Here is a 15,142-nt window from a genome sequence, read left to right on the forward strand (position 1 = left end):
CGTGCGATTTCCCGCCGCCCTGATGCTTGTGGCCAGCCTTTTCGCCGCCACACAGACCGTCGCCGCCGACAAGACGATGATCGTGCTCGACGCCTCCGGCTCCATGTGGGGCCAGATCGACGGCAAGGCGAAGATCGACATCGCCCGCGAGACGCTGGGCACGGTGCTGCAATCGGTGCCCGCCGGCACCGAGCTCGGCCTGATGGTCTACGGCCACCGCGAGAAGGGTTCGTGCAGCGATATCGAGCTTGCGGTGCCGCCGGGCGCGGGCACGGAAAACGCCATCACCGCCTTCGTCAACGGGCTCAACCCGAAGGGCAAGACGCCGCTGACGCAATCGGTGGAACAGGCGGCCGACATCCTCAAATATACCGAGGACAAGGCGACGGTCGTGCTGGTCACCGACGGGCTGGAGACCTGCGAGGCCGACCCTTGCGCGCTTGCCTCGGCGCTGGAAAAGAAGGGCGTCGACTTCACCACCCATGTCGTCGGCTTCGGCCTGACGGCGGAGGAAGGCAAGCAGGTGGCCTGCCTTGCCGAAAACACCGGCGGCAAATATTTCCAGGCTTCCGACGCGGCCCAACTCGTCGCGGCGCTGACGGAGACGGTGGCGGAAGCGCCGATGTCGAAACCGGCGCAGGAGGTCGCGGAGGCCGAGCCGGAACCCGAACCCGTCGCCGCCTTCAACACGGAATTCGACAGCGTGCTCGCGGAAGGCGGCCCCTCGCTCGGCGACAACGACAATATCTTCTGGCAGGTCTACAAGGCGGACGCCAATGGCGCGCCGGCCGGCGACACCGTCGAAACCCAGTACAAGGGCGCCTTCTCCGGCACCTATCCGCCGGGCAGATATGTCGCCGTCGCGACGCTGCAAAGCGCGATCAAGCGTGAGGTTCCCTTCGAAGTGAAGGACGGCGCGGTGGCGAAACCCTTCGTCAACTTCGATGCCGGCCTTCTGACGATCACGCCAAAGCGCACGCCTCAGGATGCGGAAGGCGACGCCAACGCGGCCGTCGAGATCGCCTTCGGCGACTATTCGACGACCTATTATGGCACGGCGAAATTCTATGCCTCGGCCGGCGACGTAACGCTGAAAGGCAAGATAGGCCCCGCCATCGTCGAGGAGACCGTGACCATCAAGGCCGGCGAGACGGTGGAGCGCGATCTCGTCATCGGCTCGGGCACCGTGCTCAACAAGGCGATCTATGCCGATGGCGGGCCGGCGGTCGATTCGGGCGACGTGTTCTTCGAGGTGGTCGAGGCCAAGAAGAACATCGACGGGACGCGCAAGAGCATCGCCTATACCTACGGCACCGGCACCAAGCTCGACGTGCCGCCGGGCGACCATGTGATGACGGCAAAGCTCGGCTCGACGACGGCGGAAATGCCCTTCTCCGTCAAGGCGGGCGAGACGACGGAGATCACCGTCAACCTCAATGCAGGCGTGCTGGCGATCACCGCGCCGGGCGCGAACTTCATCGAGATCCTCAGCGCGGCGAAGGATATCCAGGGCAACCGGAAATCGCTGTCCTACGCCTACGCCGCCGAATGGCAGGACACGCTGCCGCCGGGCGACTATGTCGTCGCCGTCAAATACGAGAGCGACACCGCGCCCAAGGAAGCGACCGCCACCGTGAAGGCCGGCGAGCGCGCGGAAGTGACGGTGCAGTAGCAACGGCCCGCTCGCGCGGGCCGTCCCATCTCATGCGGCGTGGAAGGTGCGGCTGTCCTGCGGCGCCTCGTCGCGATCGTTGAGACCATAGTCCCTGATAACGCTGGCGATGCGCAGCCGGTAGGCGTCGAAGACGCCGTTGCGGCCGAGGGACTGGGCGGCGCGGTGTTCCTCCGTGGTTCGCCAGGCCTTCACCGCCGCCTCATCGCGCCAGAAGGAGAGCGACAACAGGCGGGTCGGATCCGTCAGGCTGCGGAACCGTTCGATGGACAGGAAGCCGTCGATGCCCGACAGCAGCGGGCCGAGATCGCGCGCCGTGTCGAGATAGAGGTCCATGCGGCCGGGGGCCGGCACTACCTCGAAGATCACCGCAATCATGGCGTCACCGCCGGCGCATGGGGCAGCGAGACGTTCTTCAGGAAGATGCGGTCCTCCCTCAGGATGAAGCGTTCCCGGCGCGAGAAGTCGTAGTTCTCCCGGCCGAGCGGATCGGCGGCGAGCCGGGCGCGGTAGGCCTCGTAGGCGGCAAGGCTCTCGATGTTGTAGACGCCGTAGGCCGTCGTCGCGGAGCCCTCGTGCGGGCCGAAATAGCCGATGAGATCGGCGCCGCAGCGTGGGATGACCTGCCCCCAGTTGCGGGCATAGGCCGCAAAGGCGTCCTTCCTGAAGGGGTCGATCTCGTAGCGGATGAAGCAGGTGATCATCGTTTTCTCCTTGTCTGTCGTCCTGTCTCTGCACCGCTTTTCCCACATTGCCGGACGCGAATGCTTCGACTATCATCGAAGTATGAAAGAAGGACCGGACATTTCCCAGATCGGCGCGCTGATCGGCGATCCCGCCCGCGCCAACATGCTGACCGCGCTGATGGGCGGGCAGGCGCTGACGGCGACCGAGCTTGCCGGCGCGGCGGGCGTGACGCTGCAGACGGCGAGCGCCCATCTCGCGAAGCTCGAGGCCGGCGGGCTGATCGCCCAGCGCAAGCAGGGCCGGCACCGCTATTTCGGGCTCGCCGACGACGAGGTGGGGCTACTGCTGGAGGGGATCATGGGCTTTGCGGCAAACCGCGGCCTGCTGCGCACCCGCCCCGGCCCGAAGGATCCGGCGCTGCGCAAGGCGCGCGTCTGCTACAACCACCTGGCCGGCGACTATGGCGTGCGTCTCCTCGACCGGCTGGTCGCCGACGGCGACGTGACGCTGGACGGCGAGGAGGCCGCGCTGACGCCCTCAGGCGAAACGCGCATTGCCGCCCTCGGCATCGACGTGCCGGCGCTCAAGGCCCAGCGCCGGCCGCTCTGCCGCACCTGCCTCGACTGGAGCGAGCGCCGCTCGCATCTTGCCGGCTCGATCGGCGAGGCCCTGCTCGCCCGCTTCATCGCCAACGGCTGGGCGAAACGCGAGAAGGACAGCCGCGCCATCCGCTTCACCGGAGAAGGCGAGCGGACGTTCATGGCGCTGTTTCCGTAAGAGGACGCCGGCCGTTTCCCGCCCGAAAACCGCCGCCGCATAGCTCTTCTCCCGAATCCGCAATTGTCCCGCAGGCCCCTTTCGTGTAGGGAACCGGCGGCTTTACGGGCGCGTATGCGTCCTCCCTCTCCCGCAGTTCCGGACCCACGGCCTTGCCGGTCGCGTCCGTGAACCGGCCCCTAGGAAAGACAGGCGTTCATGAACGGTTTCGATCTCATCATCTTCGACTGCGACGGCGTTCTGGTCGATTCGGAAATCATCGCGGCGGAAGTGGAATCGGCGCTGCTGACGGATGCCGGCTACCCGATCAGCGTGGAAGAAATGGGCGAGCGTTTTGCCGGCATGACCTGGCACAACATCCTCCTCGCGGTCGAGCGCGAGGCCGCCATTCCGCTCTCCGCCACCCTGCTCGACAAGTCGGAAAAGCTGCTCGACGCGCGCCTTGCCCAGGAGGTGAAGGTGATCGACGGCGTGAAGGCCATGCTCTCGCGCATCCGCAAGCCCTATTGCATCTGCTCGAATTCCGCCGCGCACCGTCTCGACATGATGCTGACCAAGGTCGGCCTGCGCGAGGTCTTCGGCCCCTATGTCTATTCCGCCAAGGACCTCGGCGCGGACCGCGTCAAGCCGAAGCCGGACATCTTCCTGCACGGCGCCAAGCAGTTCGGCGCCGACCCGGCCCGCACGCTGGTCATCGAGGATTCCGTGCATGGCATCGCCGGCGCCCGCGCCGCCGGCATGCGTGTCGTCGGCTTTACCGGCGCTTCGCACACCTACCCCTCGCACGCCGACCGCCTGACGGAAGCGGGCGCGGAGACCGTCATCTCGCGCATGAGCGAACTGCCCGGCACCATCGCCGCCCTGGCGGAGTGGCAGGAAGCCATCTGACCTTTTTCCCTTCCCGGAAAACACAAAGGCCGCGGAGATCTCTTCCGCGGCCTTTATGTTCTGGGCTGATCGGCCCGTTATTTTTTCTTCTTCTTCACCGGCCCGTCCTCGAAGCCGACATAGACCTTGATGAAGCCGCCCGAGCCGCCGGGAACCGTGATGTTGCTTCTCGTGTAGACGAACTGGGTGCCGGTGCCGTCGGCCGGGATCGTCACCGGGAACTGCTCCAGCTCCGAATAGAGCGGCGTGCTGCCGTCGAGCACCGAAACGCGGATCGGCACGTTGACCGTTCCGCCGGCGCCGGCCGGGCCGACCACGAGGCGGCCCTGAACCATGACGGTCATGACGAGCTGGCTTTCGTTCAGCACGCACTGGCGCGTCGTGTCGGCCAGCGTCACCTGATAGGCGAGGCTCTGCGGATCGTCCTTGGCGCCCTTGCCGTAGCGCTTCAGCACGGCCGTGCTTTCGCGCAGGAAGACCTGCGGGCACGAGCCCTGCACCACGGCGATCTGGGTCTGCTGCTGATGCGCCGTCTGGACGCCGGACGGATCGCTCGTCACGCCGAGATCGGCGGGCTTGTCGGTCTGGCTGCAGCCGGCGACGACGGCGAGAAGGGAGATGCCGAGAAAGCGGCGGATGGTCATTCCAAACACGTTACGTTCTACCCCTGCGATCAGGCCCCGCCTCCGGCGTGCAAGCCTTTCGGAACTCGTTTTACGGGCCTTTTCACGACCCTAGGCGATGGTCTATAGCAGCGGCGCGGCGAAAAATCGATTGTCGAATGAAACCGCCCGCAGAATTTCGGAGAGGCCCACCCGGCACCGGGCGGGCAGGACGCAACGGCATTGCCACGATCCGCCGCAAAAAGACCTGCGGCATGCGTGGCCTTTCGGGTAGGGTCGGAAGCACGATGGCAGGAAAGCGACCGAGCGACCGGCGAACGGTCCCCCACCCCGGATCCAGGCCCAATAAATCCGGGCCCAACAAATACAGGCCCAACAAATCCAAGGACGTGTGAACGTGGACTATGTTTCGACGCGGGGCGAAGCCCCTTCCCTCGGTTTCTCCGACGCGCTTCTGGCGGGCCTTGCCCGGGACGGCGGCCTCTATGTGCCGCGCGAATGGCCGACCTTCTCCAAGAAGGACATCCGCGCCCTGCGCGGTAAATCCTACCAGGAGATCGCCTTCACGGTGCTCCTGCCCTTCGTCGAGGGCGACATTCCCGCCGACAGGTTCCGGGCGATGATCGACGAGGCCTATGCCACCTTCCGCCATCCGGCCATCGCGCCGCTCGTGCAGACCGGGCCGAACGCCTTCGTCATGGAGCTCTTCCACGGCACGACGCTCGCCTTCAAGGACGTGGCGATGCAGCTTCTCGCCCGCCTGATGGACCATGCGCTGGCCGCGCGCGGCGAGCGCGCCACCATCGTCGGCGCCACATCGGGCGATACCGGGGGCGCGGCCATCGACGCCTTTGCCGGACGTGAACGCACCGACATCTTCATCCTCTTCCCGGAAGGCAAGGTCTCGCCGGTGCAGCAGCGCCAGATGACCACCTCGACGGAAAAGAACGTGCATGCCCTCGCCATCAAGGGCAATTTCGACGACTGCCAGAACCTCGTCAAAGCGATGTTCAACGACACGAAGTTCCGTGACGGGGTGAAGCTTTCGGGCGTCAACTCGATCAACTGGGCGCGCATCATGGCCCAGATCGTCTATTACTTCACGACCGCCGTCGCGCTGGGCGGGCCGGACCGGAAGATCTCCTTCACCGTGCCGACCGGCAATTTCGGCGACATCTTCGCCGGTTACGCCGCAAAGCGCATGGGCCTGCCGATCGACAAGCTGGTCATCGCCACCAACGAGAACGACATTCTCTCCCGCACGCTGAAGACCGGCCGCTACGAGATGAAGGACGTCAAGGCCACGACCTCGCCGTCGATGGACATCCAGATCTCCTCCAACTTCGAACGCCTGCTGTTCGAGGCCCATGGCCGCGATGCCGGCGCTGTGCGCCGCGCCATGGCGAGCCTCAAGCAGTCGAACGCCTTCGATATCGCCGACAGTGCGCTGAAGGCGATCCGCAAGGAGTTCCGCGCCGGCCGCGCCTCGGAAAAGGACGTTGCCAAGACCATCAGGCAGACCCTTGCCGACACCGGCTATCTGCTCGATCCGCATTCGGCCATCGGCGTCTTCGTCGCCGCCAAGCACGAGAAGCCGGGCGCGCCCATGGTGACGCTCGCGACCGCCCATCCGGCGAAATTCCCCGCCGCAGTAAAATCGGCATGCGGTATTGACCCGGCGCTTCCGACGTGGCTTGCTGACCTCATGCAAAGGGAGGAGCGGTTCGACATCCTCGAAGCCGAGCTCGATGCGGTGGAAGCCTTCATCGGGAAACATACGCGGGTTCGAGGCTAGAATCGCAGAAAGTGCGTCTGATGAAAGTTGAGTGCACCCGGCTCGCGTCCGGGTTGACCGTGGTGACCGAAAACATGCCGCATCTCGAGAGCGTCGCTCTCGGCGTGTGGATCAAGTCAGGGTCACGCAACGAAACCACGGACGAGCATGGCATCGCCCACCTTCTGGAACACATGGCCTTCAAGGGCACCGATCGTCGCTCGGCCCGCCAGATCGCCGAGGAAATCGAAAATGTCGGCGGCGAAGTCAACGCCGCCACCTCGACGGAAACCACCTCCTACTACGCCCGCGTCCTCAAGGATCACGTCCCGCTCGCGGTCGACATCCTCGCCGACATCCTGACGGAATCCGTCTTCGACGAGGAAGAGCTTCGCCGCGAAAAGCACGTCATCCTGCAGGAAATCGGCGCGGCGAACGACACGCCCGACGACGTGGTCTTCGACAAGTTCTCCGAGGTCGCCTATCGCGACCAGATCATCGGCCGCGCCATTCTCGGCACGCCGGAAACGGTGCTGTCCTTCTCGCCCGGCGAAATCCGCAGCTATCTCGACCGCAACTACACGACGGACCGCATGTTCGTCGTGGCGGCTGGCGCGGTGAACCATGACGAGTTCGTGCGCCAGGTCGAGGAGCGCTTCTCCAGCCTGCCGACCGCGCCCAAGGTGTCGCCCGTCTTCGAGCCCGCCCGCTATACCGGCGGCGACATCAGAGAGACGCGCGACCTGATGGATGCGCAGGTCCTGCTCGGCTTCGAGGGCAAGGCCTATCACGCCCGCGACTTCTACTGTTCGCAGATCCTCGCCAACATCCTCGGCGGCGGCATGTCGTCCCGCCTCTTCCAGGAAGTGCGCGAGCATCGCGGCCTCTGCTATTCGATCTATGCCTTCCACTGGGGCTTTTCGGACACCGGCATCTTCGGCATCCACGCCGCGACCGGCGGCGAGAACCTGCCGGAACTGATGCCCGTCATCTTCGACGAGCTGAAGAAGTCCTCCGAAACGATCCACCAGCAGGAAATCGAGCGCGCCCGCGCGCAGATCCGCGCCCAGCTCCTGATGGGCCAGGAAAGCCCGGCCGCCCGCGCCGGCCAGATCGCCCGCCAGATGATGCTCTACGGCCGTCCCATCCCCAACGAGGAACTGATGGACCGTCTCGCCGGCATCACCATCGAGCGCCTGACGGACCTCGCCGGGCGCCTGTTCTTCGACACGGTCCCGACCATCTCGGCCATCGGCCCGCTGGAACACCTCGTCTCGGCGGGAGATATCACGCGCTCGCTGTCACGCGGCGCCGTGCCGGAGCGCGCGGCGAGCTAAACAACAGCCCTCGGCAGGCGGCGGCACCAATGCCGCCCCATCGCGGATGCCCGTCTTTCCTGTTTGCCGTCACGCCTGCCGAAACCCGCAGCACTCCTGTCGCACAAGACGTACACGCGCGATCACCGGCGCCGAATGCCGGCTGTTCCCGTGATGCAACCGAACAGCCTGGTTCCTTGTGGGAGCGCGAGGCGTGCGAGAACCCATAAGAACAGTTCATCCACTATTAATAACGATATCAACCGGTTGCCGGTTTGAGCGATGGCTTTCGAATTTTTACCCGGCGTTATGAACTGCAATCCATCGTTGCGTCATCTGAACGGTGAAACAAGGATGACGACATGCAATACGAAATCAGCGGACCTTTCAAAGCTGCCGACCTTTTCACGTTGAAGGCGCATGTCCGCAAAGGCGTCGTCGTGCCTGACTATGCCAATGTTCGGGCGGTGCCCCGGGTTGGGAAAGACGAGCCTCGCTTTTCCGGCACCGGCATCTACGGCGTCCTGTGTGGAGGCAAGCTCATCTATGTCGGGATCTTTACCGGACTGGGCTCGACGCTCTTTGCCGGCTCGGTCGTCCACGAGCGCTGGAGAAAGCACCTGACATTTTTCACCATGCGTTCGCCGGAATGTGCGGCTTCGCCTCGGAACCTTCGCCGTATTCTTGCGGAACTGAAAGGCGCGCCTGTCGCGGCCATCGCGGAACTGGTGGGGAATGATCCCTTCACCATCGAAGACCTGCGGAACCGGAAAATCGGCTTTGCGACGGGCACGTCGACGCAGTTCAACAAGGTGCGTTTCGCGGCGGAAAACTGGAACATCTTCCAGCCGGGCAACGAGAAAGAAATGCTTGAGCAGATCAGTTTCGTCTATGCGCGTTTTCTTCCCGAGACCGCGGGCTTGATCGGCTCCGCCTCAAGGAAGGAGGCCTACGATTTCGTGAAGAGCGAATGGCTCGAGACACGGGAAAGGCGCCTTTTCGAAAAGTTCCAGCCGGCGTGTAACAGCCAGACGATCGTGCCCAACAAGGACGTCGATGTCGAAACCTTCCTTTCGGCGCTCGCGGTCGAAATGGGACTTCCGCTTCTTCCGAGAAGCAGCGCCATCGCCGCCTAGAGTCTCGGTGCACGCCCACAGCCGCGCCCCTGGCGGTGCCGTCCCGAAAGGAACGGCCCGACGGGATGCGAAGGACAGCCCCAAAAACAAAACCCGCCTTGCGGCGGGTTGCTTGGTCTGGACCGGGGAGGAACGGTCCGACAGGCAGAAGGGATGACCGGACTGGCGCGACCGTTTCGGGCGCGTCGATATCATCCCTGTCGCAAGGGGCCTGAGCCCCAAGCCCTATTCGATTAGCCGAAAACGACCATGCCCTTGACGGCAGCCTGGATGTTCGAGCGGGAGATGCCGAGGTCCTGCAAGGCGCGGTCGTCGAGAGCGCCGAGTTCACGGACAGCGCGACGGTCGGCAGCGTTCTTCTTAAGCTTGGCGAAGATGTTCATGGGTCAATTCCTTCGTGTTTCTCTTGCGTTGAGAGATAGATAGTCGATCCCTTCGCCGGGGAAAATGCATAAGCTCACAGCGCTGGCATGCGTGCCGTGCATAGGACCAATAGAGGACCAATTTGCGCCATTTGACGCCGACGAGCCTCTCGGCATAGTCTCGCTGCAAGGAGCCCGTCACGGGGGCGCATGCGGAGTGGACTGAATGGCACGGTCGGTTTTTCGGTTTCTGTCCCGACAGTCCGACACCGTGGAACTGGCCGACGCCGGGTATCTGCTTCGCCTTCCCCGCTTCCAGGATTATCGCCAGTGGTTCGCACTCCGCTCGGAAAGCCGGCGGTTCCTGGAGCCGTGGGAACCGACATGGCGGGGGGACGAGCTGACGGAAAGCGCCTTTCGGGCGCGGGTTCTGCGCAATGAACAGGAATTTGCGTCCGGGCAGGCGGTGCCGCTTTTCGTCTTCTCGCGCGAGGAGAAAACGCTGCTCGGGGGGCTGACCGTCGGCTATATCAGGCGCGGGGCGGCGCAATGCTGCATGATCGGCTACTGGATGGGCGAGCGGCATGCCGGCCGGGGGCACATGTTCGGTGCGCTGAAGTTGACTATACCCTATATCTTTTCGGGCCTTCAGTTGCACCGTATCGAGGCAGCCTGTATTCCAGACAATACAAGAAGCATCCGTCTCCTTGAAAAGGCCGGCTTTCGGCAGGAAGGCTACCTTCGGGAGTATCTGAAGATAAACGGGGAGTGGCGCGACCACGTGATGTTCTCGCTTCTGGCAGCCGACAGGCCGTCGTGAGCGACACGAGGAACGCGGCAGGACTGGGCAGACCTAAGGACAATGCACTTTCAATGACGTCTTCCTTTGTGCCGCAAACGCTGCGTGCCAGCCGGCTGCTCGCTTTCATGCTCCTGGCGGCGATGCTGTTCGTCGCCCTTCTTTCCGGGCGCGCCTTCGCGGTCGAGCCGGTCAAGATCTCCCGTGACGACACCGCGCTGGACCTGACCGCCACCACGGAAATCTATACGGGCCGGGGCGAGGCCTTCCAGGTGTCCACCGCCCCCGGCACGGACGGCATCGTGCGCCGCATCGAGGTACGCGCCACCTCCGACGAGCACCAGGGCGACTGGGCCGTCTTCGCGCTCGCCAATGTCTCGGAAGAGCAGATCGACCGCCTGATCGTCGCCCCGCATTTCCGTCTCGTGGAATCGAAACTCTTCTGGCCGGACCTCGGAGCCAAGCGCATCATCTCGATCACCCCGAGCGAAGGCTTTGCGCTCGACCGGCAGCAGAGCGAGGAGGCGGACGTCTTCCGCATCACGCTCAACCCCGGCACGGTCGTCACCTTCGTCGCGGAACTGGCGACGCCCGACCTGCCGCAGATCTATCTCTGGGCGCCGGACGCCTACAAGGACACGGTCAACGCCTTCACGCTCTATCGCGGCATCGTGCTCGGCATCGCCGGCCTGCTCGCGGTGTTCCTCACCATCCTCTTCGTGGTGAAGGGCACCTCCATGCTGCCGGCGACAGCGGCGCTCGCCTGGGCGGTGCTCGGCTATATCTGCGTCGATTTCGGCTTCCTGTCCAAGCTCATCTCGATCACGGCCGGCGACGAGCGCATATGGCGCGCGGGAACGGAGGTGTTCCTTGCCGCCGGCCTCGTCGTCTTCCTCTTCACCTATCTGAACCTCAATCGCTGGCACGCGCATCTTTCCTATGCGACGCTCGCCTGGATCCTCGGCCTCGGCCTGCTCTTCGGCGTCGCGATCTACGATCCGCCGATCGCCTCGGGCATCGCCCGCCTTTCCTTCGCGCTGACCGGCACGGTCGGCATCGTGCTCATCGCCTATCTCGGCTTCAACCGCTACGACCGCGCCATCCTGCTGGTGCCAGCCTGGGCGCTGATCCTCGTCTGGCTGTTCGGCGCCTGGCTGACGGTGACGGGCCAGCTCAACAACGACATCATCCAGCCGGCGCTCGGCGGCGGCCTCGTCCTCATCGTGCTGCTGATCGGCTTCACGGTGATGCAGCATGCCTTCGCGGGCGGCGCCTATAGCCAGGGCCTGTTCTCCGACCTCGAGCGCCAGTCGCTGGCGCTGACGGGTTCGGGCGACACGGTGTGGGACTGGGACGTGGCGCGCGACCGCGTCGTCACCATCCCTGATATCTCCATCCAGCTCGGCCTTGCCCCCGGCGTCATGCACGGCCCGGCCCGCAACTGGCTGCCGCGCCTCCACCCCGATGACCGCGACCGCTTCCGCGCGACGCTCGACGTGCTCCTGGAGCACCGCAAGGGCCGGCTCAACCATCAGTTCCGCGTGCGCGCCGAGGACGGCCACTATCACTGGCTCTCCATCCGCGCCCGCCCCGTGCTCGGCGCGAACGGCGAGATCATCCGCTGTGTCGGCACGATCATCGACATCACCGAACAGCGCAATTCCGTCGACCGGCTGCTGCAGGACGCCCTGCACGACAACCTGACGGGCCTGCCGAACCGCCAGGTCTTCCTCGACCGGCTGCAGGCGATCCTGTCGCTGACCGCCAGCTCCGACAATGTGCGCCCGACGGTGCTGACCATCGACATCGACCGCTACAAGCAGGTCAACGATGCGCTCGGCATCGCCGCCGGCGACAATATCCTCATCGCGCTGACCCGGCGCCTGCGCCGCCTGCTGAAACCGCAGGACACGCTGGCGCGCCTTTCGGGCGACCAGTTCGGCCTCATCCTGATGTCGGAGCGCGACCCGGCCAAGGTCGCCGATTTCGCCGACGCGGTCAGCAAGGCGATCATGGTGCCCATCAATTTCGGCGGCCGCGAGATCATCCTGACGGCCTCCATCGGCCTCGTATCGTGGGTCGACCAGCAGGAGGACGCGCCGGGCCTGCTCAACGACGCCGAGCTTGCCATGTACCGGGCCAAGAAGGCCGGCGGCAACCGCGTCGAGCCCTTCCGCCCCGCCTTCCGCACCTTCGGCGCGGATCGCCTGCAGATCGAGACGGACCTGCGCCGCGCCATCGAGCGCAAGGAACTGTCCCTCGTCTACCAGCCGATCGTCCGCCTGCAGGATGCCGAGATCGCCGGCTTCGAGGCGCTGATGCGCTGGGATCATCCCAAGCGCGGCAACATCTCGCCGGCCGAGTTCATTCCCATCGCCGAGGCTTCCGATCTCATCAACCAGCTCGGCCTCTTCGCCTTCGACAAGGCGTCGAGCGACCTGATGGACTGGCAGCTCCAGACGGGCGATCTTCCCGTCTTCGTCTCGGTGAACCTGTCCAGCGCCCAGCTTCTCAACAACGAGCTTTACAACGACGTGCGCGCGGCGCTCGCGCGCACCCGCTGCGAGCCGCAGAAGATCAAGCTGGAACTCACCGAATCCGTGGTGATGGAAAACCCCGAACAGGCACGCCTGATCCTCAACAAGCTGAAGGACGTGGGTCTCGGCCTTGCGCTCGATGACTTCGGCACGGGCCATTCCTCGCTCTCCTATCTCACCCGCTTCCCCTTCGACACGATCAAGATCGACAAGTCGCTGGTGCGCGACGGTTCGGACAAGCGCAGCGTGCTGCTGCGCTCGGTCGTCTCCATGGCGCGGGAGCTGGAAATGAAGGTGGTGGCTGAAGGCATCGAGTCGGAAGAGGACGCCATCGAACTCGGCAATATGGGCTGCGAATTCGGCCAGAGCTATCTCTTCGGCCCGCCCATCGGCTACGATTCCGTGCTGCGGCTGCTGAAGGAACGTTTCCCGCTGATGAAGCGGGCGTAAACGCATCGCGAGTAAGGCCGGCGGAGGGAGATGCCTATTGGCTCCCCCCTGCCGCTCGCACCAGCCGATTGATGAAATCCAGCTTCTCCACCACCGGCGGCGGCAGGACGAAGGGGTAGCTGTCGGGCTGGCCCATCGAACGCTGGATGGCGTTCATGGCGACGGAGAGCGGGATCCAGGCTTCGACGAGACGGCCGGCATTCGGCGCGCGATAGGGGTCGAAGGTGACCTCGGCTTCCAGTTCCTCGTGCCCCTTCGGATCGGTGTTGAGGCCGAAGGCGCGGGCGGTTTCCAGCGTATCGACGATGTGGAAGAAATGCGCCCAGCATTCGGCGAAGTCCTCCGCCGGATGGCAGCTCGCATAGGTGCTGATGAACCGCTCCTGCCAGTCGGGCGGCGGGCCCTGTTCGTAATTGCGCTGGAGCGCGGCGGCATAATCCTCGCGCTCGTCGCCGAAGAGGCGGCGGGCCTCCTCCAGCGTCGGCGTGTCGCGGATCAACCGGGTCCAGTAGAAATGGCCGATCTCATGGCGGAAATGGCCGAGCAGCGTGCGATAGGGTTCATCCATCGAGACACGCACGCTCTCGCGCACCACGTCGTCGGCCTCGGCGGCGCGCAGGCTGACGAGGCCGTCCTCATGGCCCGTCATGGCGGCGGCGACGATATTGCCGCCGGCGTCCACTTCATCGGCCAGAAAATCGAAGACGAGGCCACCGGAAGGGTCTTCCTCGCGGGTCGGATGCGGCAATTTCCAGCGCAGGATCGAATAGAAGAGGTGGCGCTGCGCCGCGCCGATGCGGCGCCAGCGCTCCAGCCCCTGCGGATCGGTGGTCGGCACGATGCGGTTGTGGCGGCAGGCTGCGCAGAAGGCGTGGGGGCTGTCGGCCGGCAGAAGCCAGTTGCAGACATCCTGCGCGGCGTTTTCGCAGAAGCGATAGACGCCCTCGCCCGGCGCGATCTTCCAGAAGCCCTCGCCTTCCGGCACCAGTGCATGCAGCGTGACGTCCTCGGCGAGAAAACCGAGCGTGGAGCCGCAGCGCACGCAGAGCCGGTTGTCGAAATGGATGGTCTGGCCGCAGGTCCTGCAGGTGAAGAGCTTCATGGCACCCCCGGATGGCAACGTGGCTTCCTGCAAATACCCGCATCGGCCACCGCCGATACGGGTATCGTTCCTTCAAGAAGGACAAATGACGCGGCGAGGCGTCGGTCCCGCCGTCAGAGGCGGTCGACCGCACCCTTGACGGCATCCTTGGCCTTGCCGACCGTCTTCTGGGTCTTGCCCTTGGCTTCCTGCATGGCGCCCTCGGCGCGCAGCTTGGGGCTGCCTGCTGCCTTGCCGGCCGCCTGCTTGGCCTTGCCCGCCAGTTCGTTGGCCGTGCCCTTAATCTTGTCGCTCGTGCTACCCACCATCGTACTCCTGTCGTTCGTGGCGTGCTCATTCACGCGGCGAGACAACGGACAAAGCGCCGACTGGTTCCATGACGTAGAGATGAAATCGCACGCCCGCGATCAGGCGTGGCCGGCCTCGGTGGAGAGCATGGCCGGCGTGATGCCCATGAGGCCGAGGGCGCGCTCGTACTTGCTGTCGAGGTTGGTGTCGAAGATCAACTCTTCCTGCGCCGGGCAGGTCAGCCAGCCATTGGCGCCGATCTCGCTTTCGATCTGCCCCGCGCCCCAGCCGGCATAGCCGAGCATCATCAGCCCGCGCTGCGGGCCGCGCCCGCGGGAAATGGCTCGCACGATATCCAGCGTCGCCGTCAGGCAGATATCGTCGCTGACGGGGATGGAGGATTCGGACAGGTAGTCGTCCGAATGGAGGACGAAACCACGGCCGCTTTCCACCGGCCCGCCGCAACGAATGGGGAAATCCAGCGTCGAGCCCGGCAGGCGGATCACCTCGTCCTCGCCGAGAAGGTCGAGATGCAGCAGAACGTCGGAAAAGCTCAGTTGCTGCGCCCGGTTGATGACGAAGCCCATCGCGCCGTCTTCCGAATGGGCGCAGATATAGACGACGGTGCGGGCGAAATTGGCGTCGGCCATCCCCGGCATGGCGATCAGGAACTGACCGTCAAGGAAACCGCGTTCTCGCTCGTTTTTCAGAACCGACAGAGCCATAATGCC

General features: G+C 64.8%; 15 protein-coding genes. 8 read left to right on the forward strand and 7 right to left on the reverse strand.

What is annotated here, in order from left to right:
• Position 1 precedes the first annotated feature (1 nt).
• Positions 2–1,672 (forward strand): vWA domain-containing protein, encoded by a 1,671-nt coding sequence (locus tag V8U06_RS11310; protein WP_427140706.1) that lies wholly within the window; start codon positions 2–4, stop codon positions 1,670–1,672.
• A gap of 30 nt (positions 1,673–1,702) precedes the next feature.
• On the opposite strand, the gene V8U06_RS11315 is transcribed toward V8U06_RS11310, so the two are convergent.
• Both V8U06_RS11315 and V8U06_RS11320 read right to left on the reverse strand, forming a co-directional pair.
• Positions 1,703–2,050, reverse strand: coding sequence for an antibiotic biosynthesis monooxygenase family protein (locus V8U06_RS11315; protein WP_226920067.1), 348 nt, complete (start codon positions 2,048–2,050; stop codon positions 1,703–1,705).
• Entirely contained in the window at positions 2,047–2,376 is a 330-nt protein-coding gene (locus tag V8U06_RS11320; RefSeq protein ID WP_427140707.1) for an NIPSNAP family protein, read from the reverse strand. The genes V8U06_RS11315 and V8U06_RS11320 overlap by 4 nt, the downstream gene beginning before the upstream one ends.
• Before the next feature lie 82 nt (positions 2,377–2,458).
• On the opposite strand from V8U06_RS11320, the gene V8U06_RS11325 reads away from it, so the two are divergent.
• The gene (locus V8U06_RS11325) at positions 2,459–3,136 is read left to right on the forward strand and encodes an ArsR/SmtB family transcription factor (protein ID WP_427140708.1); all 678 of its coding nucleotides are present in this window, start codon (positions 2,459–2,461) and stop codon (positions 3,134–3,136) included.
• Positions 3,137–3,334: 198 nt separating this feature from the next.
• Positions 3,335–4,024 (forward strand): HAD family hydrolase, encoded by a 690-nt coding sequence (locus V8U06_RS11330; protein WP_226920070.1) that lies wholly within the window; start codon positions 3,335–3,337, stop codon positions 4,022–4,024.
• 77 nt (positions 4,025–4,101) lie between these two features.
• Here the strand turns inward: V8U06_RS11330 and V8U06_RS11335 are convergent, their stop codons facing one another.
• Positions 4,102–4,668 (reverse strand): hypothetical protein, encoded by a 567-nt coding sequence (locus V8U06_RS11335; protein ID WP_427140709.1) that lies wholly within the window; start codon positions 4,666–4,668, stop codon positions 4,102–4,104.
• 376 nt (positions 4,669–5,044) lie between these two features.
• On the opposite strand from V8U06_RS11335, the gene thrC reads away from it, so the two are divergent.
• From thrC to V8U06_RS11350, 3 genes are all read left to right on the forward strand, one after another.
• Positions 5,045–6,442 (forward strand): threonine synthase, encoded by a 1,398-nt coding sequence (thrC, locus tag V8U06_RS11340; RefSeq protein WP_427140710.1) that lies wholly within the window; start codon positions 5,045–5,047, stop codon positions 6,440–6,442.
• 17 nt (positions 6,443–6,459) lie between these two features.
• Positions 6,460–7,758, forward strand: coding sequence for a M16 family metallopeptidase (locus V8U06_RS11345; RefSeq protein WP_427140850.1), 1,299 nt, complete (start codon positions 6,460–6,462; stop codon positions 7,756–7,758).
• A 341-nt stretch (positions 7,759–8,099) separates the two neighbouring features.
• Positions 8,100–8,873: a hypothetical protein gene (locus tag V8U06_RS11350; protein WP_427140711.1), complete on the forward strand. Its 774-nt coding sequence runs from the start codon at positions 8,100–8,102 to the stop codon at positions 8,871–8,873.
• Positions 8,874–9,106: 233 nt separating this feature from the next.
• On the opposite strand, the gene V8U06_RS11355 is transcribed toward V8U06_RS11350, so the two are convergent.
• The gene (locus tag V8U06_RS11355) at positions 9,107–9,256 is read right to left on the reverse strand and encodes a DUF1127 domain-containing protein (RefSeq protein ID WP_119254531.1); all 150 of its coding nucleotides are present in this window, start codon (positions 9,254–9,256) and stop codon (positions 9,107–9,109) included.
• Between the two features lie 205 nt (positions 9,257–9,461).
• Between V8U06_RS11355 and V8U06_RS11360 the strand changes: the two genes are divergently transcribed.
• Entirely contained in the window at positions 9,462–10,055 is a 594-nt protein-coding gene (locus V8U06_RS11360; protein ID WP_226920075.1) for a GNAT family N-acetyltransferase, read from the forward strand.
• A gap of 107 nt (positions 10,056–10,162) precedes the next feature.
• Positions 10,163–13,021: an EAL domain-containing protein gene (locus tag V8U06_RS11365; protein ID WP_249228424.1), complete on the forward strand. Its 2,859-nt coding sequence runs from the start codon at positions 10,163–10,165 to the stop codon at positions 13,019–13,021.
• Positions 13,022–13,055: 34 nt separating this feature from the next.
• Here V8U06_RS11365 and V8U06_RS11370 read toward each other — a convergent pair whose 3' ends face one another.
• The 3 genes from V8U06_RS11370 to V8U06_RS11380 form a co-directional block, all read right to left on the reverse strand.
• Positions 13,056–14,123, reverse strand: coding sequence for a zinc-binding metallopeptidase family protein (locus tag V8U06_RS11370; RefSeq protein ID WP_427140712.1), 1,068 nt, complete (start codon positions 14,121–14,123; stop codon positions 13,056–13,058).
• A gap of 113 nt (positions 14,124–14,236) precedes the next feature.
• Positions 14,237–14,428, reverse strand: coding sequence for a CsbD family protein (locus tag V8U06_RS11375; protein ID WP_427140713.1), 192 nt, complete (start codon positions 14,426–14,428; stop codon positions 14,237–14,239).
• Positions 14,429–14,530: 102 nt separating this feature from the next.
• On the reverse strand, positions 14,531–15,136 hold the full coding sequence (locus V8U06_RS11380) for a YqgE/AlgH family protein (RefSeq protein ID WP_226920079.1): 606 nt from the start codon (positions 15,134–15,136) through the stop codon (positions 14,531–14,533).
• Positions 15,137–15,142: the final 6 nt, after the last annotated feature.

It is taken from the genome of Shinella sp. G-2, from assembly GCF_050172695.1.
Taxonomy (GTDB): Bacteria; Pseudomonadota; Alphaproteobacteria; order Rhizobiales; family Rhizobiaceae; genus Shinella.